We start from the raw sequence: 25,658 nt of genomic DNA, 5'->3' as shown, positions 1-25,658 counted from the left end.
CCTATGAATACCGCCGTCAACGTCAACGTAGTGCATGAATCCGAAGCCCAGCGCCAGCACGCTCGCGTGAAAATCCCGGCCAAGCTGCGTTTCTTCGGCCCTGACCGGACTCCGGTCGAAGCGCGGGTATTGGACCTGTCGGCTGGCGGTCTGGCGTTCAACGCCGGGCAGATGCCGCTGACCATCGGCGAGGTGTATAAGGCGCGTCTGCAATTTGTCATCGACAACCTCGGCCTGGCCATGGACGTTGAACTGCAGGTGCGTTCCTTCGATCGCGCCACTGGCCGCGCCGGTTGCCAGTTCCAGAACCTCGAGCCGCAGGACATTTCCACCCTGCGCCACTTGATCACCTCGCACCTGGCCGGCGACATCGTCAGCATCGGCGAAGTGCTGGCGACCCTGCAGCGCGACAACTTCACCAAGGCGCGCAAGAACAAGAGCAACGACACCGGCATGACCGCGTTCGGCCGTCTGAAAGCCGTGACGTTCAGCGCCGGCATCTTTGCTGTTGGCCTGGTCGCTGCCGGTTTCATCTTCAAGTCGGTGTACGGCATGTACTTCGTCAGCCACGCGCAGGCCGGTCTGGTCAGCGTGCCGGGGATGAACATCACCATGCCGCGCGATGGCACCGTGCAGAGCCTGGTCAAGTCCGACGGTGTTGCCGCCAAAGGCGCCCCGCTGGCGACTTTCAGCACCAGCATGCTCGACGTGCTCAAGGGTCATCTGGCCGAAGACCAACTGGCCCCGGCCAAGGTTGAAGAACTGTTCGGCAAGCAAATGACCGGCACCCTGACCTCGCCGTGCGACTGCACCGTGGCCCAGCAACTGGTCGCCGACGGTCAGTACGCGAGCAAGGGTGACGTGATCTTCCAATTGGTGCCGCGCAACACCCAGGCCACCGTTGATGCACGCTTCTCCTATCGCCAGTTCGGCGATGTGCGTCCGGGTACGCCAGTGAGCTTCCAGATCGCCGGCGAAGACAAGACCCGCACCGGCAAGATCGTCAGCAGCACCAGCCTGAAGAGCGCCGACCTGTCCTCCGACATCCGCGTGCAGATCCAGCCTGACGAGCCGCTGGACAGCAGCTTCGCCGGCCGCCCGGTGGAAGTGAACAGCGACCGTGGCCCGAACCTGAACTGGCTGATCGACAAAGCCATGGCTGCCGGTCTTTAAGTCGAGGACATGCCTGTGACTACTCCAACTGTCTCGAACACGCCGCAGCCCTTGTGGGAGCGGGCTTGCTCGCGAATGCGGTTCAACATTCAAAATCAGTATGGGCTGACACACCGCCTTCGCGAGCACGCCCGCTCCCACATGGGGCCTCTGTGTGCAGTTGCATTGGCAGTTTCTCTGGCCGGTTGCGCCGGGCTGCCCGATCAACGTCTGGCCAATGAAGCGCTCAAGCGTGGCGACACCGCCACCGCTGCGCAGAATTACCAGCAACTGGCCGATCTGGGTTACAGCGAGGCGCAAGTCGGCCTGGCCGATATCCAGGTCGACAGCCGCGACCCGGCGCAGATGAAACAGGCCGAAGCGACCTATCGCGCAGCGGCCAGCGTGTCGCCGCGCGCCCAGGCCCGTCTTGGTCGTCTTCTGGTGGCCAAACCAGGCTCCACCGAAGCCGAGCATCACGAAGCCGAAACCCTGCTGAAAAAAGCCGCCGCCAATGGCGAAGGCAACACGTTGATCCCGCTGGCGATGCTGTACCTGCAATACCCGCACAGCTTTCCGAACATCAACGCCCAGCAGCAGATCGATCAGTGGCGCAAATCCGGCTACCCGGAAGCCGGTCTGGCGCAGGTGCTGCTGTATCGCACCCAGGGCACTTACGACCAGCATCTGGATGACGTGGAAAAGATCTGCAAGGCCGCGCTCAACACCACCGACATCTGCTACGTCGAGCTGGCCACCGTTTACCAGAAACGCGGCCAGCCGGAACTACAAGCCGAGCTGATCAAGCAGATGCAGGCCGGTTACAGCCGTGGCACCGTCACCGCACAGCGCGTTGATTCGGTCGCCCGTGTGCTGGCCGACTCGACCCTGGGCAAGACTGACGAGAAAACCGCGCAGTCGCTGCTCGAGCCGATCGCTCCGGGCTACCCGGCGGCGTGGGTCAGCCTTGCACAACTGCTCTACGACTTCCCGGAACTGGGCGACGTCGATCAGATGATGAAGTACCTGGACAACGGCCGCGCCGCCGACCAGCCACGCGCCGAGCTTTTGCTGGGCAAGGTCTACTACGAAGGCAAACTGGTCCCGGCCGACGCGAAAGTCGCCGAGGAACATTTCCAGAAAGCCGTTGGTCGTGAAGTCGCCGCCGATTACTACCTCGGCCAGATCTATCGCCGTGGCTACCTGGGCAAGGTCTATCCGCAGAAGGCCCTCGACCATTTGCTGACCGCTGCGCGCAACGGTCAGAACAGTGCCGACTTCGCCATCGCCCAACTGTTCTCCCAAGGCAAGGGCACCAAGCCCGATCCGCTGAACGCTTACGTATTCAGCCAACTGGCCAAGGCCCAGAACACTCCGCAAGCCGACGAACTGGCAGCGACCCTCGAGGCGCAATTGCCGCCCGAGCGTCTGCCCGAAGCCCGCCGCCTGTTGCAACAGGAACAGGCCAGCCGTGGCGCCCTGAACTCGAACACGCTGCAACTGCACGCCCTGCAAGAAGAAGACGGCGAGGAAAAACTATGAAGCTGAACCCATTCGTGAAGGCCGGTATTGGCCTCACCTTCGCGCTGCTCTGGTCTTGCCCGACACTGGCTGCGATGACTGAAAGCAAGAACTTCGGTCTGGATGTCAAACTCACCGGCCAGTCCGAAGACGACCGTGACCTCGGCACCGCCGGTGGCGGCGACGTCAACGGCGTGGGCCTCGACCTGCGTCCGTGGATCTACGGCGAAAGCGGCGCGTGGAGCGCTTATGCGATGGGTCAGGCCGTAACCTCGACCGATATCATCGAGACCGACACCCTGCAGCAATCGGACGGCGAACAGACCACCGACAGCGGCGATCGCGAAACCAAGAAAAACTACCTGGCGATGCGTGAATTCTGGGTCGGCTACAGCGGCTTCACGCCCTACCCTGGCGAGATTCTCAAGTTCGGTCGTCAGCGTCTGCGCAATGACGATGGTCAATGGCGCGACACCAACATCGAAGCGTTGAACTGGACCTTCGACACTACCCTGCTGCGGGCCAATGCCGGTGTTGCCGAGCGCTTCAGCGAATACCGCACCGACCTGAAAGAGCTGGCGCCCAAAGACAAGGATCGCCTGCACGCCTACGCCGACGCCGCTTACCAGTGGACGCCGGGCCAGTGGGTCGGCATTCGCGGTCATCACACCCACGATGACGGCAAACTCGATTACGCCGAGCCGGGTGTTCCGCGCGACTCGCTGGACAAGACCGAGAACGGTGACATCAGCTGGATCGGCCTGACCGCCGACAGCGACGCCTACAACTGGCGCAACACCAACACCGTCAACTACTGGGGCAGCATCACCGGCATGAGCGGCGACCGCGACACGGTCAACGCGCTGAATGCCGATGGCACGCGCCCGACACAAGCCAAACGCAGCGATGACATCAGCGGCTGGGCAGCCGATATCGGCGTGCGTCTGCGCCTCGATCCGCAATGGCAGGTCGGCGGTGCCTACGCCCGCGCCAGTGCCGATTACGAGCAGAACGGTCTGGAGAGCAACCGCTCCAACTACACCGGTACCCGCTCGCGCGTGCACCGTTTCGGTGAAGCGTTCCGTGGCGAAATGAACAACATGCAGACCGCCACACTCTTCGGCTCATGGATGGTCAACGACGAGTACGACGCCAGCCTGATCTACCACAAGTTCTGGCGTGTCGACGGCAACAAGCCGGTCGGCAGCAACGGTATCAACGCGGTGGAAAACAACACCGACGACGTCACCGGCGCCATCCTCTCCAGCACCTCACTGCCGCTTGAAGATGGCAACAAGGACCTGGGTCAGGAAATGGACCTGGTCGTCACCAAGTACTTCAAGCAAGGCCTGTTGCCGGCGGCATTGAGCCAGTCGATCGACGAGCCTTCGGCACTGGTGCGTTTCCGTGGCGGTGTGTTCAAACCGGGCGATGCCTATGGCAGCCAGGTTGATTCGTACATGCACCGCGCATTCATCGACGTGATCTGGCGCTTCTGATGCAAACCGCCAAGGGAGTGCCCGACATGATCAGCACCAGAACAGGCTCACTCAGCCTGCTGGCCGGCGCGATGCTGCTGGCCAGCGCCGGCGCCTTCGCCAATGTTGAACCGGCGAAACCTGCGACCGTAGCCAAGGAACTGCAACAGGCCAAGACCTACACCGTCAGCAGCGCGCCAACCGACGCGCTGCAACTGGCCAAGCCGACACTGCCCGACCTGTCCGGCTTCACCGCCGAAGCCGCTGCCGCGAAGATCGTGCGCAGCAAGCCGGGCAAGATCAGCGTGCGCCGGATGATGCAGGAAAACGCCCTGAAGGACTTCATCGGCGGCGATAACAAGATGGCCGAATGGGTGGTGCGTCAGCACGGCATTCCGCAAGCGATCTTCATCGACGACGGCTACATGAACCTCAAGGATCTGGCGAAGAAACTGCCCAAGCAGTATTTCAGCGAGACCGCTCCGGGCGTGTACCTAGCTAAATTGCCGATCGTGGTCGGCGAGAAAGGCACCCTCGAAATCGACGGTCAGACCCAGGAACTGCGCCTGTCGCAAGAGGCCGGTTCGTTCCTGGTCAACGACGGCAAACTGTTCGTGCGTGACACCAAAGTCACTGGCTGGCGCGAGAAGGACAACGGCCCGGCAACCTTCCGTTCGCCGAAGGAATTCCGTCCGTTCCTGCTCGCCTGGGGTGGCACCGAGACCTACATCGTCAACAGCAAAATGGCCAGTTTCGGTTACGCCAACAGTAAGTCGTACGGGGTGAGTATTTCCCAGTACACGCCGAACATGGCGAAGGTGCTCAAGCGTCCTGAGCCGACCGGCTGGATCGTCGGCTCCGAGTTCTCGGACATGTGGTACGGCTTCTACTGCTACGAAACCAGCGACTTTGTGGTCAAGGGCAACACCTACAAAGACAACATCGTCTACGGCATCGACCCGCATGACCGTTCGCATCGGCTGATCATTGCCGAGAACACCGTGTACGGCACGAAGAAGAAGCACGGGATCATTATTTCCCGTGAGGTCAACGACAGCTTCATCTTCAACAACAAGAGTTTCGACAACAAGTTGTCGGGCCTGGTGATCGACCGGAACAGCATCAACAACATCATTGCCTACAACGAGATCTACAAGAACCACACCGACGGCATCACGCTCTATGAGTCTGCCGACAACCTGTTGTGGGGCAACAAGGTCATCAGCAACCGGCGCCACGGCATTCGTATTCGTAACAGCGTAAACATCCGCCTCTACGAAAACGTTGCCATGACCAACGGCCTGACCGGCATTTACGGCCACATCAAAGACCTGACCGACACCGACCGCGACATAAAGCTCGACCCGTTCGACGCGCAGGTCTCGCTGATCGTCGTCGGCGGCGAACTGGCAGCCAATGGCAGCGGCCCGCTGTCGATCGACTCGCCGTTGAGTGTCGAGCTGTATCGCGTGTCGATGCTGGCGCCGACCAAGTCCAGCGGCATCAGCTTCAACGGCATCCTCGGCGAGCGCCAGGATGAAATTCTCGATCTGTTGGTGCGCCAGCAGAAAGCCGTGCTGATCGACCCTGTCGAACGCCAGACCGAAATGCAGGACTGAGGATAATTTTTATGCACCCACACATGATCAAACTGCTCAGCCTCTCGGCCCTGACCCTCGGCATTCTCGCTGCCGGCAACGCCCGCGCCGACGCTGAAGGCGCAAGCGCCACGCCACCGAAGTTCACCGCCGAGCCATGCTGCAACCTGTGCCCGGCTGCGCATGACGCGAAGAACTACACCACGCGTTATCAGCAGAACTTCACCACGCTGGTGCAGGCTCAGGGCGACTGGCTGTTCCGTACCCAGGAAGACCTGCGCACCGAGTTCAACACCACACCGGCCGGCTACAAGCGCTTGCAGCAGTTGCACGATGCGTTCAAGAGCAAAGGCGTGGAACTTGTGATCGTTTACCAGCCGACCCGTGGCCTGGTGAACCGCAACAAGCTCAACCCGCAGGAAAAAGCCGCGTTCGATTACGAGAAAGCGCTGGGCAACTACAAGACCATGCTCGGCCGTTTCGCCAAGATGGGTTACGTGGTCCCGGATCTGTCGCCACTGACCAACGAATCGCTGCCGGACACCCTGCCCGCCCACGATTTCTACTTCCGTGGCGACCAGCACTGGACGCCGTACGGTGCCCAGCGCACGGCCAAAATTGTTGCCGAGAAGGTCAAGCAGATCCCGGCCTTTGCCGACATTCCCAAGCGTGAATTCGAGACCAAGCGCTCCGGACGCATGGGCAAGACCGGCACCCTGCACAACATGGCCGGGCAGCTGTGCGGCACCAGCTACGCGATCCAGTACATGGACCAGTTCACCACCGAGCCGAAAGGCGAAGCTGGCGACGGCGACCTGTTCGGCGACTCCGGCAATCCGCAGATCACTCTGGTCGGCACCTCGCACAGCGGCAAGAACTACAACTTCGCCGGTTTCCTCGAAGAAGCCATCGGCGCCGACATTCTCAACGTGGCCTTCCCCGGCGGCGGTTTCGAAGGTTCGATGCTGCAATATCTGGGCAGCGAAGAATTCCAGAAGACCCCGCCGAAGATTCTCATCTGGGAATTCTCGCCGCTGTATCGCCTCGACCAGGAAACCATCTATCGCCAGATGATGGCGCTGCTCGATAACGGCTGCGAAGGCAAAGACGCGCAGATGACCGGCAGCGCCACGCTGAAGCCGGGCAGCAAACAGGAACTGCTGGTCAACAGCAAGAACCTGAACCTGCAGAACGCCAACCATCAGGTCGACATCCGCTTCGCCGACACCTCGGTGAAAACCCTGCAAGCCACCCTCTGGTACATGAACGGTCGCCACGAGGACATCAAGATAGAGAAACCGGAAACCTCCGACACCGACGGTCGTTTCGCCTTTGAGCTGCGCACGGACGAAGACTGGGCCTCGCAAAATTTGCTGGCCGTGGAAGTCCAAGGCCCCGAAGCCGGTCCTGGCGCCGCGCCACAAAAAGTCGAAGCGAAAATCTGCAAACGCAACGTATTCCCGGGCGCCGGTCAACAGACCGCGCAGCTTGGGCAATGAGGTCTGCTATGCGAAATCGAACGATCAAACACCTGCTCGCGCCTTCCCTGCTGACCCTGGCGATGTTCGCCGGGGCGACTCAGGCCGCCGCGCCACTGCGTCCGCCACAGGGCTACTTCGCCCCGGTGGATAAATTCAAGAGCGGCGACAAAAGCGACGGTTGCGATGCGATGCCGGCGCCGTACACCGGCCCGCTGCAATTTCGCAGCAAATACGAAGGTTCGGACAAGGCCCGCGCGACACTGAACGTCAAGTCGGAACAAGCCTTTCGCGACACCACCAAAGACATCACCACGCTGGAACGCGGCACCGCCAAGCGCGTCATGCAGTTCATGCGCGACGGTCGTGCGGAGCAGCTCGAATGCACGCTCAACTGGCTGACCGCGTGGGCCAAGGCCGATGCGTTGATGTCCAAAGACTTCAACCACACCGGCAAGTCGATGCGCAAATGGGCGCTGGGCAGCATGGCGTCTTCGTACATTCGCCTGAAGTTCTCCGACTCGCATCCACTCGCGCAGCATCAGCAGGAAGCGCAGTTGATCGAGGCGTGGTTCAGCAAAATGGCCGATCAGGTGGTCAGCGACTGGGACAACCTGCCGCTGGAAAAAACCAACAACCACTCGTACTGGGCCGCCTGGTCGGTGATGGCCACCGCCGTCGCCACCAACCGCCGCGACCTGTTCGACTGGGCCGTGAAGGAATACAAGGTCGGCGTCAATCAAGTCGATGCCGACGGTTTCCTGCCTAACGAACTCAAGCGCCAGCAACGCGCCCTCGCCTATCACAACTACGCCCTGCCGCCGCTGGCGATGATCGCCAGTTTCGCCCAGGTCAACGGTGTCGATCTGCGTCAGGAAAACAACGGCGCGCTCAAGCGTCTCGGTGATCGTGTGTTGTCCGGGGTGAAAGACCCGGATGAATTCGAGGAAAAGAACGGCAAAGAGCAGGACATGACCGATCTGAAAGAGGACATGAAATTCGCCTGGCTCGAACCGTTTTGCACGCTCTACACCTGCGCTCCTGATGTGATTGAGAAGAAGCGCGACATGCAACCGTTCAAGACTTTCCGTCTTGGCGGCGACCTGACCAAGGTCTACGACCCGTCGCATGAAAAGGGCAATAAAGGTTCGTAAGGCCAGACGCAAAACCCTGTAGGAGCTGCCGAAGGCTGCGATCTTTTGATCTGGCTTTTGAAGATCAGGATCAAAAGATCGCAGCCTTCGGCAGCTCCTACAGGGATCGGTGTCAGGTTTGAGATTTTTGAGTTGACCCTCCGGTTTTACGTGGGGGGTTTGGGGGGGCTTTGGCCCTTGACTGTTGGTTCAAACATGGAGAGATCGGGATGGTATTTTCATCCAACGTGTTCCTGTTTCTGTTCTTGCCGATCTTTCTCGGCTTGTACTACTTGAGCGGGCAACGCTATCGCAACCTGCTGCTGCTGATCGCCAGCTACGTGTTCTACGCCTGGTGGCGTGTGGACTTCCTCGCGCTGTTCGCAGCCGTCACGCTGTGGAACTACTGGATCGGCCTGAAAGTCGGTGCCGCCGGCGTCAGGACCAAACCGGCCCAGCGCTGGCTGCTGCTCGGCGTGGCCGTCGACCTGTGCATCCTGGGCTACTTCAAGTACGCCAACTTCGGTGTCGACAGCATCAACGCGATGATGACGTCGGTGGGTCTTGAGCCGTTCATCCTCACGCACGTGCTGCTGCCGATCGGTATTTCGTTCTACATCTTCGAATCGATCAGCTACATCATCGACGTTTACCGTGGTGACACCCCGGCGACGCGTAACCTGATCGACTTCGCAGCGTTCGTGGCGATCTTCCCGCACCTGATTGCCGGCCCGGTGCTGCGCTTCCGCGACCTGGCCGACCAGTTCAACAACCGCACGCACACCCTCGACAAGTTCTCCGAGGGCTGCACGCGGTTCATGCAGGGTTTCATCAAGAAAGTCTTCATCGCCGACACCCTCGCCGTTGTTGCGGACCACTGCTTCGCCCTGCAAAACCCGACCACGGGCGATGCCTGGCTCGGCGCGCTGGCGTACACCGCGCAGCTGTACTTCGACTTCTCCGGTTACAGCGACATGGCCATCGGCCTGGGCTTGATGATGGGTTTCCGCTTCATGGAAAACTTCAAGCAGCCGTACATCAGCCAGTCGATCACCGAGTTCTGGCGCCGCTGGCACATCAGCCTCTCCACCTGGCTGCGTGACTATCTGTACATCACCCTCGGCGGTAACCGTAAAGGCACGCTGATGACCTATCGCAACCTGTTCCTGACCATGCTCCTGGGTGGTCTGTGGCACGGCGCGAACATCACTTACATCATCTGGGGCGCCTGGCACGGCATGTGGCTGGCGATCGAAAAAATGCTCGGCCTGAACACTTCGCCGCGCAGCCTCAACCCGATCCGCTGGGCACTGACTTTCCTGCTGGTAGTGATGGGCTGGGTGATCTTCCGTGCCGAGAACCTGCACGTTGCCGGGCGCATGTACGGCGCGATGTTCAGCTTCGGTGACTGGTCGCTGTCGGAACTCAATCAGGCCAGCCTCACCGGTCTGCAAGTGGCGACTCTGGTGGTGGCTTACGTGACCCTGGCGTTCTTCGGCCTGCGTGATCTGTACACCAATCAGCCGCCAGCCAAGACCAAACCGGAAGTCAACGTCGAGGCCGATGGTCCTGCCACGGCGACGCCGGGAATGATCAAGGCAGCACCTGGGGAAAATCCGGCGAGCATCCACGAACCTGGCTACACCGTCGGCGTCGAAGCCCAGGTGCAACCGGCTTACTGGACCGCTGACTGGTCGCGCTACGTGATGCGCGGGCTGATCCTGCTGCTGTTCATCGCCTCGATTCTCAAACTCTCGGCGCAAAGCTTCTCGCCGTTCCTTTACTTCCAGTTCTGAGGGATCTGACATGACCCGCTCATTACGCATCTTCTACATCGCCCTGTTCCTGGTGACGTTGTTGGTCCTCGGTCTGTGGTCGATTCGCAGCTTCTTCGGCTTCAGCACCAACGCCGACGCGACGGTGCTCAATGGCCGCTGGACCAAGGCGGTGGAAACCCACTACGACGATGAATTCCCGATCAAGCGTCTGGGCACCAACCTCTGGGCCGCGCTGGATTTCAAACTGTTCAACGAAGGTCGTCCGGGCGTCGTGCTCGGCCGCGACCAGTGGCTGTACAGCGACGAGGAATTCAACCCGATCGTCAATGAAGAGCAGAACCTGCAAGGCAACTACGCGCTGGTCGAAGGCGTGCGCCAGACCCTGAAAGAAAAAGGCGTGAAACTGGTCATGGCGATCGTTCCAGCCAAGGTGCGTCTGTACCCGGAGCATCTGGATGAAGTGAAGCCTTCGAGCATTCACCAGAACCTGTATCAGGATTTCCACGCCCGTGTCGCGGCCGACAAGATCCTCGCCCCTGACCTGCTCGGCCCGCTGCAACAGGCCAAGCAGAACGGTCAGCAAGTGTTCCTGCGCACCGACACCCACTGGACGCCGGAAGGCGCCGAAATCGCCGCCAACACCCTGGCCAAAACCATTGCCGAGAAATTCCCGCTCAGCGGCGAGCCACAGCGCTTCGTTACCACGCCAGCAGAGAAGGTCACGCACAAGGGCGATCTGCGTCTGTTCCTGCCGCTCGATCCGCTGTTCGAAAACATGATGCCGGCGCCTGAGCCACTGCTCAAACGCAACACCGTGGCCGCCGAGCAACCTGCCGGTGACGACGCCCTGTTCGCCAACAGCGAAGTACCGGTCGCACTGATCGGCACCAGCTACAGCGCCAACCCGAACTGGAACTTCGTCGGTGCGCTCAAACAAGCGCTGCACAGCGACGTGGTCAATTACGCCGAAGACGGCCATGGCCCGATCCTGCCGATGCTCAGCTACCTGAAAAGCGATGACTTCAAGAACAGCCCGCCACAGGTGCTGATCTGGGAGTTTCCTGAACGATATCTGCCTGTGAACAACGAAATCGGCGACGCCGACCCGCAGTGGGTCGCAGAGCTCAAACAAGCCGGCGCCCGCCAACAAAACGTAGCCATCAACACTAAATCCGAGACGCCCGATCGGGCGCAAAACTGAAAGAGAGGTACACCATGACTTTCACTACTACTCCTCGTCGTCTCGCAAAACGCATTGCACTGGTTGCAGGTCTGAGCGTGCTGTCGGTTCAAGCTTTCGCCGGTGGCGACGCTGCGCTGTACGGTCCGACCGCACCGAAAGGCTCGACCTTCGTGCGCGTCTATAACGCCAGCAACGCTGAAGTCAGCGCCACCGTCGGCAGCACCAACCTGAGCGACATCGCGCCACTGGCCAGCAGCGATTTCAGCTTCATGCCGGGCGGCGACTACAGCGCCAAAGTCGGCAGCCAGACCCTGCCGGTGAAACTGGCTGGTGACCACTACTACACCCTGGTCAACAACGCTTCCGGCGCGCCACAACTGATCGAAGAGCCGCCGTTCAAGAACAAGCAGAAGTCCCTGGTTCGTGTACAGAACCTCAGCGACAAACCGCTGACCCTGAAGACCGCTGACGGCAAGACCGAAGTGGTGCCGAACGTGGCCGCCAAGGGCCGTGGCGAACGTGAAATCAACCCGGTGAAAGTCAGCCTGGCACTGTACGAAGGCGACAAGAAAGTCGGCGACGTGAAACCAGTCGCCCTGGAGCGCGGTGAGGCAGCGGTGCTGTACGTCACCGGCAACGGCAGCAACCTGTCGCCAGTCTGGGTGAAACGCCCAGTGTCGACTCGCTAACCAATTTTCCACAGAGACGCTGATCCCTGTAGGAGCTGTCGAGTGAAACGAGGCTGCGATCTTTTGATTTTGAAGATCAAGATCAACAGATCGCAGCCTTCGGCAGCTCCTACAGGTGACCCCACCCGCCTCTGGGTACGAGACAAAAACAAGAGTGAAACGACACAACGTTCGTTGCTCTAACCAAATTGATTTTATGGAGTAAACATTATGATTCCGGTGATCTTGTCAGGTGGTAGCGGTTCGCGTCTGTGGCCTCTTTCGCGCAAGCAATTCCCCAAGCAATTCCTCGCTCTGACCGGCGAACACACCCTGTTCCAACAAACCCTCGAACGCCTGGTGTTCGAAGGCATGGACACGCCGATCGTGGTCTGCAACAAAGAGCACCGTTTCATCGTCAACGAGCAACTGGCCGCTCGCAAACTCGAATGCCAGCGCATCCTGATGGAACCTTTTGGTCGCAACACCGCGCCGGCCGTGGCGCTGACCGCGATGATGCTGGTCAATGAAGGCCGTGACGAGTTGATGCTGGTGCTGCCGGCCGACCACGTGCTGGAAGACCAGAAAGCCCTGCAACGCGCCCTCGCCCTGGCCACCGTTGCCGCTGAAAATGGCGAAATGGTGCTGTTCGGCGTGCCGGCGACCAAACCGGAAACCGGTTACGGCTACATCAAATCCACGGGCGATTCGCTGCTGCCGGAAGGCGTCAGCCGCGTCTCGCACTTCGTCGAAAAACCTGACGTCAAGCGCGCCACCGAATACGTCGAGTCCGGCGGTTACTACTGGAACAGCGGCATGTTCCTGTTCCGCGCCAGCCGCTTCCTCGAAGAGCTGAAAAAGCACGATCCGGACATCTATGACACTTGCCTGTTGACCCTTGAGCGCAGCCAGCAGGATGCCGACACCGTCACTCTGGACGAAGCCACTTTCGCCTGCTGCCCGGACAACTCCATCGATTACTCGGTGATGGAAAAAACCCAGCGCGCCTGCGTCGTGCCACTGAGCGCCGGCTGGAGCGATGTCGGCTGCTGGTCGTCGCTGTGGGAAGTCAACGAGAAAGACGCCAACGGCAACGTCAGCAAAGGCGACGTGGTCATTCAGGACAGCAAGAACTGCATGATCCACGGCAACGGCAAACTGGTCTCGGTGATCGGTCTGGAAAACATCGTCGTGGTCGAAACCAAAGACGCCATGATGATCGCTCACAAGGACAAGGTTCAGGGCGTCAAGCAGATGGTCAACACGCTCAACGAGCAGGGCCGCAGCGAAACCCAGAACCATTGCGAAGTCTATCGTCCGTGGGGCTCCTACGATTCGGTGGACATGGGCGGGCGCTTCCAGGTCAAGCACATCTCGGTCAAGCCGGGCGCATGCCTGTCGCTGCAGATGCACCACCACCGCGCCGAACACTGGATCGTGGTCAGCGGCACCGCTGAAGTGACCTGCGACGAGAACGTGTTCCTGCTCACCGAAAACCAGTCGACCTACATCCCGATCGCCTCGGTGCATCGCCTGCGCAACCCGGGCAAGATCCCGCTGGAAATCATCGAAGTGCAATCGGGTTCGTACCTGGGTGAAGACGATATCGAACGCTTTGAAGATATCTACGGCCGCTCCACCCCGATCGAACGCGGCGTATCAGTGAAAACCATCGCGCAGTGATCGCTCGCTGAAACAAGAAGCCCTCGTCCAGCCCGTTGCGTCCCCTATCCGCAGCGGGTTGGGCGGGGGCTTTTTTTGTCCTGATTCTGTATTGCCTGTAATGGCCTGCTCGCGAAAAGGCCGGGTCAGCTCCCCAAGTCCCGATGCCCATCGCCAACCTCCCCCACGCTTAGGTAGGATGCCTCTCTGTCTCTGCGAGGTTATCCGACATGTTCATCGGCATTCTGCTGGTCATCACCTGGCTGATCCTGCTGCTGCGCTACCCGGCCAAAGCGCTGCCGGTATCGGTGGCCGCTGCCATCGGCCTGGGCTTCGTGGCCATGTGGGTGGTGTGGCTGGACAATCGCGAGATCAAGCAACTGGCGCGTCTGGAACTGCGCATTGCCTACGCTCCCGAACACTGCCCGGCCGATCGTCCGCTGCAATTGAAAATGAACAACGGCAACGATGTGCCGCTGACCGAGCTGCGCTGGCGCATCGCCGCCTACGCGCCGGGCGATACGGTCAACCTGGCCGACAATCAATACACTGCCCCTCGCTATCGTGGCCCCGGCGAACTGCAGGCCGGCGCGACCTGGGAAGATTGCCTGCCACTGCCGCCGCTGCGCCCCGGTTATCGCCCGCAAACCCTGGAGTTTCGCGCCGAGCACTTGCAGGGCAGTTTCTCTGACTGATCCCCTCCCCCTACTTTTTGCACAAGGAATGCGCCATGCCCGTTGCGTTGATTACCGGTTGTTCCAGCGGCATCGGCCGCGCCCTCGCCGATGCGTTCAAAGCAGCCGGCTACGAAGTCTGGGCCAGCGCACGCAAAACTGAAGACGTCGCTGCGCTCAGCGCCGCCGGTTTCACCGCGATTCAGCTGGACGTCAACAATGGCGCCGCGCTAGAGCAACTCGCCGAGCGCCTGAACCAGCAACACGGCGGCCTCGATGTGCTGATCAACAACGCCGGTTACGGCGCGATGGGGCCGTTGCTCGATGGCGGTGTCGCGGCCATGCAGCGCCAGTTCGAAACCAATGTGTTTTCGATCGTCGGTGTCACCCGCGCGCTGTTCCCGGTGCTGCGGCGGGCCAAAGGATTGGTCGTGAATATTGGCAGCGTGTCCGGTGTTTTGGTCACGCCCTTTGCCGGTGCCTATTGCGCGTCGAAAGCGGCGGTGCATGCCTTGAGCGATGCACTGCGCATGGAACTGGCACCGTTTGGCATTCGTGTGATGGAAGTGCAGCCGGGGGCGATTCAATCAAGCTTCGCCAAAAATGCCGGGCATGAAGCCGAGCAACTGATCAACGAGCAATCGCCGTGGTTTCCCCTGCGTGAAGGCATTCGCGCACGGGCCAAGGCCTCGCAGGACAAGCCGACCCCTGCCGTAGAGTTTGCCGCTGAGCTGCTGAAGGCCGTGCAGCAGAGCAAACCGCCGCGGTTGATCCGCGTCGGCAACGGCAGCCGGGCGTTGCCGTTGTTGGCGACGTTGTTGCCCAAAGGACTACTTGAATGGACCTTGACGAAACGCTTCGGCCTGCGCGCAAAGCTCTAGGAAAAGATCGCTCCCACGCTCTGCGTGGTAGCGCGATGCCCGGGACGCTCTGCGTCCCAATTCGTGACGCAGAGCGTCACAGGCTGCATTCCCACGCGGAGCGTGGGAACGATCAATCTTCAGCGCGCCGGAGATTCAGCTTAGGAGCGAGCCTGCTCGCGATTCAGGCGACCCGGTCTTTCAGAGATCCGCAGTAGCCTGATTCACCACCACCGTACAAGTAATCCCCGCCGCCAGCAAAACGCCCTCTGGCACTTCATCAATGTGAATCCTTACCGGCACCCGCTGCGCCAACCGCACCCAGTTGAACGTCGGGTTCACATCCGCAATCAGTTCGCGGCTTTCCGGGTTGTCGCGGTCGTAAATACCGCGCGAAATACTTTCGACATGGCCCCTGAGCACTTCGCCGCTCATCAATTGCATGTCGGCTTTGTCACCGACTTTGACGTGAGGCAGTTTGGTCTCTTCGAAGAAGCCGTATACCCAGAACGAGTTCATGTCGACCACCGCCATTTTCGCCTCGCCGATGCGCGCGTAGTCGCCGCGATGCACGTTGAGGTTGGTCACATAACCGTCCACCGCGGCGCGCACTTCGGTGCGTTTGAGGTTGAGCTCGGCCGCTTCCAGTTGCGCCTGGGCATGTTGGTAGTCGGCCAGCGCGGCGTCGGCGATGTTGCTGGCGTCGTCGCGGTTTTCCCTGGAGATCACCAGATTGTCGAGGTCGGCGCGGCGATGGGCGTTGAGCTTGCGCATCTCCCAGGTCGACTTGCGCGAAGCCACCAGCGACTGCGCCTGTTTGACCGCAATGCGATAGTGCTCGGGGTCAATGCGCATCAGCAGATCGCCCCTCTTCACCAACTGATTGTCACGCACCGGCACTTCGACCACTTCGCCGGTGACGTCGGCGGCGACGTTGATGATGTCGGCACGCACGCGGCCATCGCGGGTCCAGGGCGTGTTCATGTAGTGCTCCCACAAGGTGCGGCCGATCCACAGCGCCAGAGCCAGTACCAACAGGGTCGCGAGCAGGCTGAAAAACTTTTTCATCAGAGCCTTCTATAGAGACAGAGAGTCAACGGTAGACAGTCAGCGCCATGGCGCCGAACAGACAGGTAAACAGGCTCAGACGCAGCAACGCCGGGTGCCAGAAAAAGCGGTACAGATCGAACCCCGAGAGAAAACGGTCCAGCGCCCAGGCCAACCCCGCAGCGACAAAGAACATCAGGGTCATGGTCGGCATGTACACGCCGTGGAAGGCGATTTCACGAGGCATGGGCAAGTCCTTCGGAGCTGGCAGAAGCGAATTCGGCGAGCGGTGATTGCGGGTCGAGCAGCGAGGTGCGGATGAAGTGCAAATAGCTTTTCACCCGCCGCAACGCAGAGGTATCGAAGTGCGGAGCGAACGGCTCATCGGTGGCGGCGACGCGGCTGATCGCGTGATCGACCGCGACCAGTGCGCGCTCCAGATTGCTCGCGTTCGGCTGCAGGAACAGGCGCACCAGCGCGCGGCCCATCACCCGAATGGCCTGGCGCCACGGCTGCGATTCGGCATACGCCGGGTGTACCGGCAGGATCGCCTGCTCCTTGCGCAATTCGATGATCGCGTGGCCGACCTCAAGCACCACAAACATCCAGCGCAACAAGCGCTTCTGCACTTTGGGTTGTCCGGCGGCGAGGCCGTACGCCTGATGCAGCAGATCGCGGGTGCGGCTCTCGAAACGCGAGGCCAGGCCTTTGAGCTTGCCGCTGATCGCATAGACCACTTGCCCGCGCAGATCCTGCTCCAGCCGCTGCCATAACCAGCGGCTGTTCGGCGGCAGAATGATCGCCCCCGCCGCAGCACACACAAGCATGCCCATGACCATTGCGATGTAGTCGTTGATGAAGGTGTAGGGGTTGTAGATCGTGAGGTTGTCCGGCACTGAACCGGTACTGAAAAAAATTAGCAGGCCCAGACCCACCCCGGCGTATTGCGGCCGCGAAGCGAGGAACGAACCGAGCACGATCACTGGCGCAAGCATCACACAAAGCAACGGGAAACCGTCGATCCACGGGAAGATGAAAAACATCTCGACGAAGCCGATCAACGCACCGAGAAAGGTCCCGCAGGCCATTTGGAATGCCATGCGTTTCGGGTTCGGCGTGGCGGCGGACAGGCCGACGGTGGCGGCGGCGATCAGGGTCATGGTCGCTCCGCTCGGCCACGCGGTGGCGACCCAGTAACTGCCCAGCACGACGAGGATGAACGAGGCGCGAATCCCCGAGGCTGCGGCCGCCCACCAGTTGGTTTGCGGCGTGAACGGCTCGTCCCAGCGTTCACGTTCGTGGCGGTGATCGGCCAGGGACGCGTGAGTCTGCGCGTAGCTGTGCAGGTCATCGACGAAGCGATAGAGCAGTTCGTAAGCGGTGTGAAAATCCAGTTGTTCGGCGTCGCTTGGACCGGTTTCCTGAAAGATCCCGCGCAGGGTGCGCACCCGCGTCGGCAAGCCTTCCTTGTAGGTCGCGAGCGCGCTGGCCAAACGTGCAGCGTCGGGGCTGGTCAAGGCGCGACCGCTGAAGCCGTCGAGCACTTCGGCGAGGTCCTGCAAACCCGGTTTGATCGCTGCCACGACATGTTCTTCGCCATTGCCGCGCAAGCGTTCAAGCAACTGATGCAAGGCGTTGAAGCGCGTGGTGATGCCCATGAACTCACTGTTCAAACGACTCAGACGACCGTTGCGCCGGCGCATGTGCGGATCTTCGAACACGGTCACGCTGCGCAAGCCTTCCAGACCGACGGCTTCGGCAATGAAGCGCACGTTGCTGGCTTCGAACGCCTCGGCTTTGCTGCGCCCGCGCAGGCCGTCGGTGACGAACAGGGCGAACACACCGAAGCGCTGATACAAGGCGTTGCGCATCGCCGCACTGGCGGTCTGCGGCAGGATCGCGGCGCTGATCAGCGTCGAACAGACAATCCCCAGCGAGATCTCCAGCACTCGCCAGACTGCCGCCATAAAGGCGCCGTCGGGATGGGCCAGCGCCGGTAATCCGACCATCGCAGCGGTGTAACCGGCGAGGACAAAACCGTAGGCGCGAAAGTTGCGGCAACGCGCGGCACCGGCCGAGCAGATGCCGACCCAGATCGCCAGCGAGCCGAGAAACAGTTCAGTGTTCTGCGCAAACAAGGCGATCAGCGTGACCATCATCGCCGACCCGGCCAGCGTGCCAAGGAAACGATAGAAGCTCTTGGCAAACACCTGGCCGCTCTGCGGCTGCATGACGATGAACACGGTGATCATCGCCGTGCGCGGTTGCGGCAGTTCCAGACGCATGGCCAGCCACAGCGTGAGGAATGCGGCGAGCAATACCTTGAAGATATACACCCAGGTCACGCCATCGCTGCGTGCCCAGTCGAAAAAACCGCGACGCCATTCCAGGGAGTGGAGCCAGCGTATTGGGGCGGGCAAGGGAGTCATGAATTTTGCTCAGAAAAGTCGGCGTGACCCGGATCCTGTGGGAGCGGGCTTGCTCGCGAAGGCGTTTTCATAGTCAACATTGACGTCGACTGATCCGCCGCTTTCGCGGGCACGCCCCCTCCCACATTGGGTCTTGCGTTCACCGTAAAAGGGCCGGGGTTTTCGGGACTGCGGTCTGTTCAGAAGTCGGCACGTCATCACCCGCACCGAGGCCACCGCCCAATGCCGTCACCAGCTCGGCATGCGCACTCAACCGCGCTGCCTGCACCTGCTGTTGCACTTGCTGTTGCTTGAACAGCAACGTCTGTGCATTCAGTACGTTGAGGTAATCGGTGAGCCCGCGTTGATAGGCGATCATTGCGATGTCGTAAGTCCTTTGCGCTGCGGCCACGGATTCGGCGGCGAATTCCTGCTGCTTGTCCATCGACTCGCGGCGGATCAACTGATCGGAGATGTTCTTCAGTGCGTTGATCAGGGTCTGGTTGTAGTGCGCCACGGCGATGTCATAACCGGCCGCCGCTTCGCCCAATTCGCCACGCAGTCGACCGCCGTCGAAGATCGGCAACGAGATCGCCGGGCCGACGTTGTAGTTGAGTTTCTTGCCGGTCAAAAACTCCAGCGCTCCGCCGCCGGTAGCCATGTAGCCGAGGCTGCCGACCAGATCGACATTGGGGTAAAACCCGGCGTGGGCGACATCAATACCGCGCGCCTGCGCCGCCACCTGCCAGCGACTGGCGACCACGTCCGGGCGCTGGCCGAGCAGTTCGGCAGGCAACGCCGAGGGCAACTTCAACGGCGCCGCGAGGGACAACGTCGGCCGTCGCAGTTGCGCAGCCGCGCCCGGGCCTTTGCCGGCCAGCGCAGCGATCTGGTTGCGGCTCAGGGCAATTTCCTCGTCCAGCGCATCGAGTTGGCGATGAGTCTCCGGCAGCGGCGTTTCGGCCTGGCTGACTTCGAAATGCGTGCCGATGCCGCCGCTCAGGCGTTTCTGCGCCAGATCAAGAATCTGCTGTTGCTGCTGGAGCGTCGCCGCGACGATGTCGCGCTGGGCGTAATGCAGCGACAACTCGATGTAGGCGCGGACGATGTTGTTCTGCAGTTCCAGTTGCGCCAGCCGTGCCTCGGCCACGCTCACATGCGCCATATCCACCGCCCGTTCGCTGGCATTGCGCTCGCGGCCCCAGAGGTCGAGGGCGTAGCTGAAGCCAAGCGCAGCGTTGTTGTCCCACGTAGTGGTGTTGGCCAGTTCGCCGGGGCCGTAGAACTGATCGGTCGGCCAATTGTGGCGCTTGAGGCTCGATTCGCCGCTTACCTGTAATGATTCGGCAGCTTCGGCTACACCTGCCATCGCCCTGGCCTGGCGCACCCGCGCGGCGGCCATGGCCATGCTCGGGCTGCCTTGCACGGCGAGGTCGATCCAGCGATCGAGTTGCGCATCGCCAAACGCCCGCCACCATTGTGCGCTGGGCCAGTGCGCGTCTTTGGCGGCCTCGGCAATGGCTGCATCGGTGGTCAGTGAATCGGCCGCAAGCGTCTCGCCGTGAGGGGCAATGCCTTGAGTAGAGATGCAGCCGCCGAGAGCCAGGGTTAAAGCCAGAACACTGAGCGGCAAAAGCGCTCTGTTGATGCGACGCGGCACAGCTGCGAATTCCTGAGAGAGGGATAGATCGAGGACCGTGTAGGTACTGCCGCAGGCTGCGATTTTTTGATCTTGATTCCCTTAAAACAAAATCAAAAGATCGCAGCCTTCGGCAGCTCCTACAGGGAACGGCGCAATTCTATGGAGCTGCCTTGACGGCGATAAGCTGGGATTTCTGTGAATCTTTGTTACGGTTAACGAGATAATCCCTTGGTCGGGGGTCTCAGCCCCTGAAACTTCGTGTCACAATTTGCCATCTCCCTTGAGAGCACCCCATGGACACTTTGCAAAACATGCGCGCCTTCAGTTGTGTTGCCGAAGCGGGCAGCTTTACCGCCGCCGCCGTGCAACTCGACACCACTACCGCGAACGTCTCGCGCGCGGTTTCCAACCTCGAAGCCCATCTGCAAACCCGTCTGCTCAATCGCACGACCCGGCGCATCGCTCTGACCGAGGCTGGCAAGCGCTACCTGTTGCGCTGTGAACAGATCCTCGCCTATGTCGAAGAAGCCGAAGCGGAAGCCAGCGATGCCCATGCACGCCCGGCCGGCCAGTTGAAAGTGCACACCATGACCGGCATCGGTCAGCATTTCGTCATTGACGCCATCGCCCGCTACCGCAAGACCCACCCTGACGTGACCTTCGACCTGACCCTGGCCAACCGCGTGCCGGACCTGCTCGATGAGGGCTATGACGTCTCGATCGTGCTGGCCAGCGAACTGCCCGATTCCGGCTTCGTCTCGCAACGCCTGGGCATCACCTACAGCATCGTCTGCGCCTCGCCGGCCTACGTGAAAGCCAACGGCGCCGCACAGAAACCCAGCGACCTGCTCAACCACGCCTGCCTGCGTCTGGTCAGCCCGGTGATCCCGCTGGAGAAATGGGCCTTCGACGGCCCGGACGGCCAGGAGACGGTCACCATCAACAGTTCGCCATTTCTGGTGAACTCCGCCGACGCCATGAAAACCGCGATCACCAGCGGCATGGGCGTCGGCGTGCTGCCGGTGTACGCCGCCATCGAAGGCCTGCGCAACGGCACCCTGGTGCGCGTGATGCCGAACTACCGCTCGCAGGAACTCAACCTCTACGCGATCTACCCGTCGCGCCAATATCTGGATGCGAAGATCAAGACCTGGGTGGAATATTTGCGCGGATCGTTGCCGGAGATACTGGCAGCGCATCAGGCGGAATTGGTCGCGTATGAATTGACCGGAAGCCTGGCCGGCGTTCGCGTTGCCACCTAAGTTTTAAACACTCGAAGGTTTCGTGTAGGAGCTGACGAGTGCAACGAGGCTGCGATCTTTTGATCCTGCTGTTTAAAAATCAAAAGATCGCAGCCTACGGCAGCTCCTACATGGTGGTGTTTTCACGGAAGTTTCCGACAGGTTTTGCAGGTTGTCCGTCGGACGTGCGCTGGCTAGGATCTGGCGGTTGCTGACGAATCAGCGACCGGGCTTGGTCGTCCGGGTTTAGAATGGCGCACATTTTTAAGCATGCTTAATGGCGAGCTGTGCGTGGGAGGGCCTCGGCCCTGCCGGGTTTCCATTCCCTGGTCGACCAACCCGCGTACGGTTCGCCACCCGATTGCTTGGTCGCAATCAGTGGCGAACTCCACTTCCCGAATGGAGTTTCACCATGTTCAAACCCACACCCAATCCCCCCGGATCAGAAAGCACCTCCCCCTACCAATCCCCCGACTCGAAAAAACTCCACGACGCCGCCGAGCGCGCGCTGGATCACTACCTCAAACCGTCCGCCACCGCGCAGCAAAGCCACAGACCCAGCACCATGTTCCAGGTAGCACCGGACCAGGACAACGAAAGCCTGCTGGCCCACGCCTGCGAATCGCTCGCGTCGGCGAGCATCATGAGCAGCGACATCGCCGCCTACATCGACAGCCCACAGCGGCACACGATATTGGCCATCCAGCAGGTGATCATGCTGGCGGAACTGGCAGTGAATCGGGTATTGGACAATTACGAAATCCACCAGCCCCCTACACGCAGCTGACCTTCCGGGAGCGAGCCCGACCGCGAGGGCTTCGGCACATTCACCATTCGAGGTGTCAGATAAACCGCTTTCGCGAGCAGGCTCGCTCCCACAGAAAAGCAAAAACAAAAATCAAAAGATCGCAGCCTTCGGCAGCTCCTACAATTGGATCGCGTGAATTCGATAGTAATTTGTTGACTAGCGGGCCGCCTTCGCGAGCCCGCTCCCACAGAAAGGCCAAGCAGCGCAGCTGCCCGCGGCGAAGCCGCCCCACTCAACAATGAGCGCAAGCTCGAGTGCTTTTGATCTTGATCCACGGGCGACGTCGGAAGGCTGAGTGGAGGGATTGATCCGGGTGTGGGAGCGCAGCGACCGTTCGACGAATTCGAACACAGCGCAAGGAGGTGCAGCGGAGCAAACCGTAGCCGCTACGCCCGGATCAATCCCGCAGCGAAGGGACCCGGGCCTGCGAGGGCCGAATGCAGGAGCTAGCGTTTTTTGCTTACTTTTTTACTGGGCCGGCATTCCGGGCGCTTGTAAAAAAGTAAGTCGCCGTCAGGCGAAACCGCCAGCCGCCGCACCGATACCATCGGATATGCATACCAGACAAACCAAGGCATGGTCGGCCCAGAGGCCGCCAAGACAACCTGAGCGAGAAAATGTTAGCGTGCTTGCAATCAAGCCCCGACGAGCTCAAATCCAATGAAAAAAACAGTCCTGGCCTTCAGCCGCATCACCCCGCCCATGATCGAGCGCCTGCAAGAAGAATTCGACGTCATCGTCCCCAACCCCAAGACCGGTGACATCAACGCCCAGTTCAACGAAGCCCTGCCCCACGCCCACGGCTTGATCGGCGTCGGTCGCAAACTCGGCAAAGCCCAACTGGAAAACGCAACAAAACTCGAAGTGGTCTCGAGCGTCTCGGTCGGCTACGACAACTACGACCTGGACTACTTCAACGAGCGCGGGATCATGCTCACCAACACCCCCGACGTGCTCACCGAAAGCACCGCCGACCTCGCCTTCGCCCTGATCATGAGCAGCGCCCGCCGCGTTGCCGAACTCGACGCCTGGACCAAGGCCGGCCAATGGCAAGCCAGCGTCGGGGCCCCGCTGTTCGGCAGTGATGTGCATGGCAAGACCCTGGGCATCGTCGGCATGGGCAACATCGGCGCCGCCGTTGCCCGCCGTGGCCGCTTCGGCTTCAACATGCCGATCATCTACAGCGGCAACAGCCGCAAGACCGAACTGGAAAAAGAACTCGGCGCGCAATTTCGCAGCCTTGAGCAACTGCTCGCCGAAGCCGACTTCGTCTGCCTGGTGGTGCCGCTCAGCGACAAGACCCGCCACCTCATCAGCCATCGCGAACTGGCACTGATGAAGCCTGGCGCCATCCTCGTCAATATCTCGCGCGGCCCGGTCGTCGACGAACCGGCGCTGATCGAAGCCCTGCAAAACAACCGCATCCGTGGCGCCGGGCTGGACGTCTATGAGAAGGAACCGCTGGCCGAATCGCCGCTGTTCCAGTTGAAGAACGCCGTCACCCTGCCGCACATCGGCTCAGCCACCACCGAGACCCGCGAAGCCATGGCCAATCGCGCACTGGCCAACCTGCGCAGTGCCCTGCTTGGCGAACGGCCGCAGGATCTGGTCAACCCGCAAGTCTGGCGCGGCTGAAAAAAAGGGCCAGCGCACGGTTGCGCTGGCCCTTGATTACTCCTGATACATAACTCGCAACTGAACAACCCATCCCAACCCAGTAACTGCACTATAAGCTCTCGCCACCTATCAACTCATTGATGGGTTGCCATGGAGAGCATATTTTTTGAACACCCTGACCACCGACAAACTCATTCGTTACAGCAAAGTCATCCTGATGGCTTATATAAGTTTCTTCGGCGTGCTGGTGATAATTCATAACATCATCGACTATGAATCCAACTATAACTATGTCGCGCATATCCTGAGCATGGATACCACCACGGCCGGCGAAAACATCCTGTACCGCGCCATTGAATCGCCGATGATCCACCACCGGATCTACTGGTTCATCATCACCCTGGAAGTCACCTACACAGTGCTCTGCCTGATCGGCACGTACCAGTTATATCGCTACGTTGATGCTTCGGCAGCGGCATTTCACGAAGCCAAGAAGTTTTCGATCATGGGCATACTGGTCGCCATCTTCATTTATTACGTGTGCCTGCAAACTGTCGGTGTCGAATGGTTTGACATGGACACTTCGCAATCATGGAATGCCAAAGACTGGGCAAGACATATTGTCGACTTCATTTTCCCGGTGATGATTTACATCAGCTTGAAAGTGGAGGGTTGAACAGCAGCGCTCGTTTATCAAGCCAACGTCCTCTGCCCGGCAGACAACAGCTTTTTCGGTTTACGGAACACCAATACGTTGCCCAGCATCACCAACACCAGCCCCGCCAGTGCCGGCGTGGTCCATTGATAACCTTCGGCAAACGCCGACACGTTCAGCGCCACCACCGGGAACAGCACCGTGCAATAAGCCGCACGCTCCGGGCCCATGCGCCCGACCAGCGTCAGGTACGCGGTGAAGCCGATCACCGAGCCGGGAATCACCAGATACAGCAAGGCGCCGACATAACGCGGCGACCAGTCCATGTCGAAGGGTATGCCGTTGAACAGACACCACACCGACAGCATCACCGCGCCATAAGCCATGCCCCAGGCATTGGTCGTCAGCGGCCTCAATCCCGCTTTCTGTTGCAGGCTTGAGAGCGTATTGCCCGCCGAAAAACACAAGGTGCCGCACAACGCCAGACCAAGCCCCAGCAGCGTTTGCGGGCTGGCCTGATGCCCGGCCAATTGCGGCCAGAACAGCAGCCCCAGACCGAACAGCCCCAGCGCGCCGCCCATCAGCACATTGCGTGCAATGCGCTGGCCGAAGAACACCCGCGCATTGAGCGCGTTCCACAGCGTGGCAGTGGAAAACACCACCGCCACCAGTCCGCTGGGAATCCATTGGCTGGCCGTCAGAAAACACATGAAGTTGACACAGAACAGGCACACCCCCTGAGCCACACAGATCAAGTGCCCACGGCGGTTCATCGGTTGCAGGCGCCGGCTGAGCAACAGCAGCGCAAACAACACCAATGCAGCCAGGCCGAAGCGGTAGACGATCGACACTGGAATTTCGACCACGCCCAATTGCCATTTCAAGGCAATCCAGGTGGTGCCCCAAATCAGCACGGTCAGCAGGTACAACGACAGGTTCATGGCAGGCACTCCTCAAACAGGTCTTGAGTGTCTGCCCGTGCGTCCTTCGACGCTTGCACAATCTTGCGCTTTTGTCTGGCTGCGGCTGGCAGCGCGCGGTCTACGGAGTAGGAT

The 25,658-nt window shown here is 60.5% G+C and carries 21 protein-coding genes; 16 read left to right on the top strand and 5 right to left on the bottom strand.

Annotated features, from left to right (window positions below; all coding sequences use genetic code 11):
• Window positions 1-3 precede the first annotated feature (3 nt).
• From ACIGDJ_RS17735 to ACIGDJ_RS17680, 12 genes are all read left to right on the top strand, one after another.
• Window positions 4-1,173, top strand: a complete 1,170-nt coding sequence (locus ACIGDJ_RS17735; RefSeq protein ID WP_090281864.1) for an alginate biosynthesis protein Alg44 — start codon at window positions 4-6, stop codon at window positions 1,171-1,173.
• 15 nt (window positions 1,174-1,188) lie between these two features.
• On the top strand, window positions 1,189-2,694 hold the full coding sequence (gene algK, locus ACIGDJ_RS17730) for an alginate biosynthesis TPR repeat lipoprotein AlgK (protein WP_178081200.1): 1,506 nt from the start codon (window positions 1,189-1,191) through the stop codon (window positions 2,692-2,694).
• Window positions 2,691-4,172, top strand: coding sequence for an alginate export family protein (locus tag ACIGDJ_RS17725; protein ID WP_101159312.1), 1,482 nt, complete (start codon window positions 2,691-2,693; stop codon window positions 4,170-4,172). Before algK ends, ACIGDJ_RS17725 begins: the two co-directional genes overlap by 4 nt.
• A 26-nt stretch (window positions 4,173-4,198) precedes the next feature.
• Window positions 4,199-5,770 (top strand): mannuronan 5-epimerase AlgG, encoded by a 1,572-nt coding sequence (gene algG / locus ACIGDJ_RS17720; RefSeq protein WP_101159386.1) that lies wholly within the window; start codon window positions 4,199-4,201, stop codon window positions 5,768-5,770.
• Between the two features lie 11 nt (window positions 5,771-5,781).
• A complete protein-coding gene (locus ACIGDJ_RS17715; protein ID WP_312995313.1) occupies window positions 5,782-7,248 on the top strand; it encodes an alginate O-acetyltransferase in 1,467 nt (488 codons plus the stop codon).
• Window positions 7,249-7,256: 8 nt separating this feature from the next.
• On the top strand, window positions 7,257-8,381 hold the full coding sequence (locus ACIGDJ_RS17710; protein ID WP_101159310.1) for a mannuronate-specific alginate lyase: 1,125 nt from the start codon (window positions 7,257-7,259) through the stop codon (window positions 8,379-8,381).
• A 209-nt stretch (window positions 8,382-8,590) separates the two neighbouring features.
• Window positions 8,591-10,156: an MBOAT family O-acyltransferase gene (locus ACIGDJ_RS17705; RefSeq protein ID WP_397504579.1), complete on the top strand. Its 1,566-nt coding sequence runs from the start codon at window positions 8,591-8,593 to the stop codon at window positions 10,154-10,156.
• A gap of 10 nt (window positions 10,157-10,166) precedes the next feature.
• Window positions 10,167-11,339 (top strand): alginate O-acetyltransferase, encoded by a 1,173-nt coding sequence (locus tag ACIGDJ_RS17700; protein ID WP_397504578.1) that lies wholly within the window; start codon window positions 10,167-10,169, stop codon window positions 11,337-11,339.
• A 14-nt stretch (window positions 11,340-11,353) separates the two neighbouring features.
• Window positions 11,354-12,010: an alginate O-acetyltransferase AlgF gene (locus tag ACIGDJ_RS17695; protein ID WP_101159307.1), complete on the top strand. Its 657-nt coding sequence runs from the start codon at window positions 11,354-11,356 to the stop codon at window positions 12,008-12,010.
• 210 nt (window positions 12,011-12,220) lie between these two features.
• Complete coding sequence (locus tag ACIGDJ_RS17690) at window positions 12,221-13,672, top strand: mannose-1-phosphate guanylyltransferase/mannose-6-phosphate isomerase (RefSeq protein WP_101159306.1); 1,452 nt, start codon at window positions 12,221-12,223, stop codon at window positions 13,670-13,672.
• Window positions 13,673-13,881: 209 nt separating this feature from the next.
• On the top strand, window positions 13,882-14,346 hold the full coding sequence (locus tag ACIGDJ_RS17685; protein WP_397479361.1) for a multidrug transporter: 465 nt from the start codon (window positions 13,882-13,884) through the stop codon (window positions 14,344-14,346).
• A gap of 35 nt (window positions 14,347-14,381) precedes the next feature.
• Window positions 14,382-15,206, top strand: a complete 825-nt coding sequence (locus tag ACIGDJ_RS17680; protein WP_101159304.1) for an SDR family oxidoreductase — start codon at window positions 14,382-14,384, stop codon at window positions 15,204-15,206.
• A gap of 180 nt (window positions 15,207-15,386) precedes the next feature.
• On the opposite strand, the gene ACIGDJ_RS17675 is transcribed toward ACIGDJ_RS17680, so the two are convergent.
• The 4 genes from ACIGDJ_RS17675 to ACIGDJ_RS17660 form a co-directional block, all read right to left on the bottom strand.
• Window positions 15,387-16,253 carry an efflux RND transporter periplasmic adaptor subunit gene (locus ACIGDJ_RS17675; protein ID WP_397479360.1) on the bottom strand — a complete coding sequence of 289 codons (867 nt, stop codon included), beginning with the start codon at window positions 16,251-16,253 and terminating at the stop codon, window positions 15,387-15,389.
• Window positions 16,254-16,278: 25 nt separating this feature from the next.
• A complete protein-coding gene (locus ACIGDJ_RS17670) occupies window positions 16,279-16,479 on the bottom strand; it encodes a DUF1656 domain-containing protein (RefSeq protein WP_041479478.1) in 201 nt (66 codons plus the stop codon).
• Entirely contained in the window at window positions 16,469-18,661 is a 2,193-nt protein-coding gene (locus ACIGDJ_RS17665) for an FUSC family protein (RefSeq protein WP_312995291.1), read from the bottom strand. The genes ACIGDJ_RS17670 and ACIGDJ_RS17665 overlap by 11 nt, the downstream gene beginning before the upstream one ends.
• A gap of 139 nt (window positions 18,662-18,800) precedes the next feature.
• On the bottom strand, window positions 18,801-20,300 hold the full coding sequence (locus ACIGDJ_RS17660) for an efflux transporter outer membrane subunit (RefSeq protein ID WP_397479359.1): 1,500 nt from the start codon (window positions 20,298-20,300) through the stop codon (window positions 18,801-18,803).
• A 275-nt stretch (window positions 20,301-20,575) separates the two neighbouring features.
• Here ACIGDJ_RS17660 and ACIGDJ_RS17655 point away from each other — a divergent pair, with 275 nt between their 5' ends.
• From ACIGDJ_RS17655 to ACIGDJ_RS17640, 4 genes are all read left to right on the top strand, one after another.
• Window positions 20,576-21,544 carry a LysR family transcriptional regulator gene (locus tag ACIGDJ_RS17655; RefSeq protein WP_039759257.1) on the top strand — a complete coding sequence of 323 codons (969 nt, stop codon included), beginning with the start codon at window positions 20,576-20,578 and terminating at the stop codon, window positions 21,542-21,544.
• A gap of 391 nt (window positions 21,545-21,935) precedes the next feature.
• Complete coding sequence (locus ACIGDJ_RS17650; RefSeq protein WP_312995283.1) at window positions 21,936-22,310, top strand: DUF6124 family protein; 375 nt, start codon at window positions 21,936-21,938, stop codon at window positions 22,308-22,310.
• Between the two features lie 681 nt (window positions 22,311-22,991).
• A complete protein-coding gene (locus ACIGDJ_RS17645; protein WP_101159298.1) occupies window positions 22,992-23,966 on the top strand; it encodes a D-glycerate dehydrogenase in 975 nt (324 codons plus the stop codon).
• Between the two features lie 148 nt (window positions 23,967-24,114).
• Window positions 24,115-24,624, top strand: coding sequence for a DUF2165 domain-containing protein (locus ACIGDJ_RS17640; protein WP_101159297.1), 510 nt, complete (start codon window positions 24,115-24,117; stop codon window positions 24,622-24,624).
• A gap of 17 nt (window positions 24,625-24,641) precedes the next feature.
• Here ACIGDJ_RS17640 and ACIGDJ_RS17635 read toward each other — a convergent pair whose 3' ends face one another.
• The gene (locus ACIGDJ_RS17635) at window positions 24,642-25,544 is read right to left on the bottom strand and encodes a DMT family transporter (protein ID WP_397479358.1); all 903 of its coding nucleotides are present in this window, start codon (window positions 25,542-25,544) and stop codon (window positions 24,642-24,644) included.
• Window positions 25,545-25,658: the final 114 nt, after the last annotated feature.

The sequence above is a fragment of the Pseudomonas sp. NPDC079367 genome, assembly GCF_044542195.1.
In the GTDB taxonomy this organism is placed as follows: domain Bacteria; phylum Pseudomonadota; class Gammaproteobacteria; order Pseudomonadales; family Pseudomonadaceae; genus Aquipseudomonas.
The sequence above is the reverse complement of the archived record's forward strand: the minus strand, read 5'-3'. Positions and strand labels throughout refer to the sequence as shown.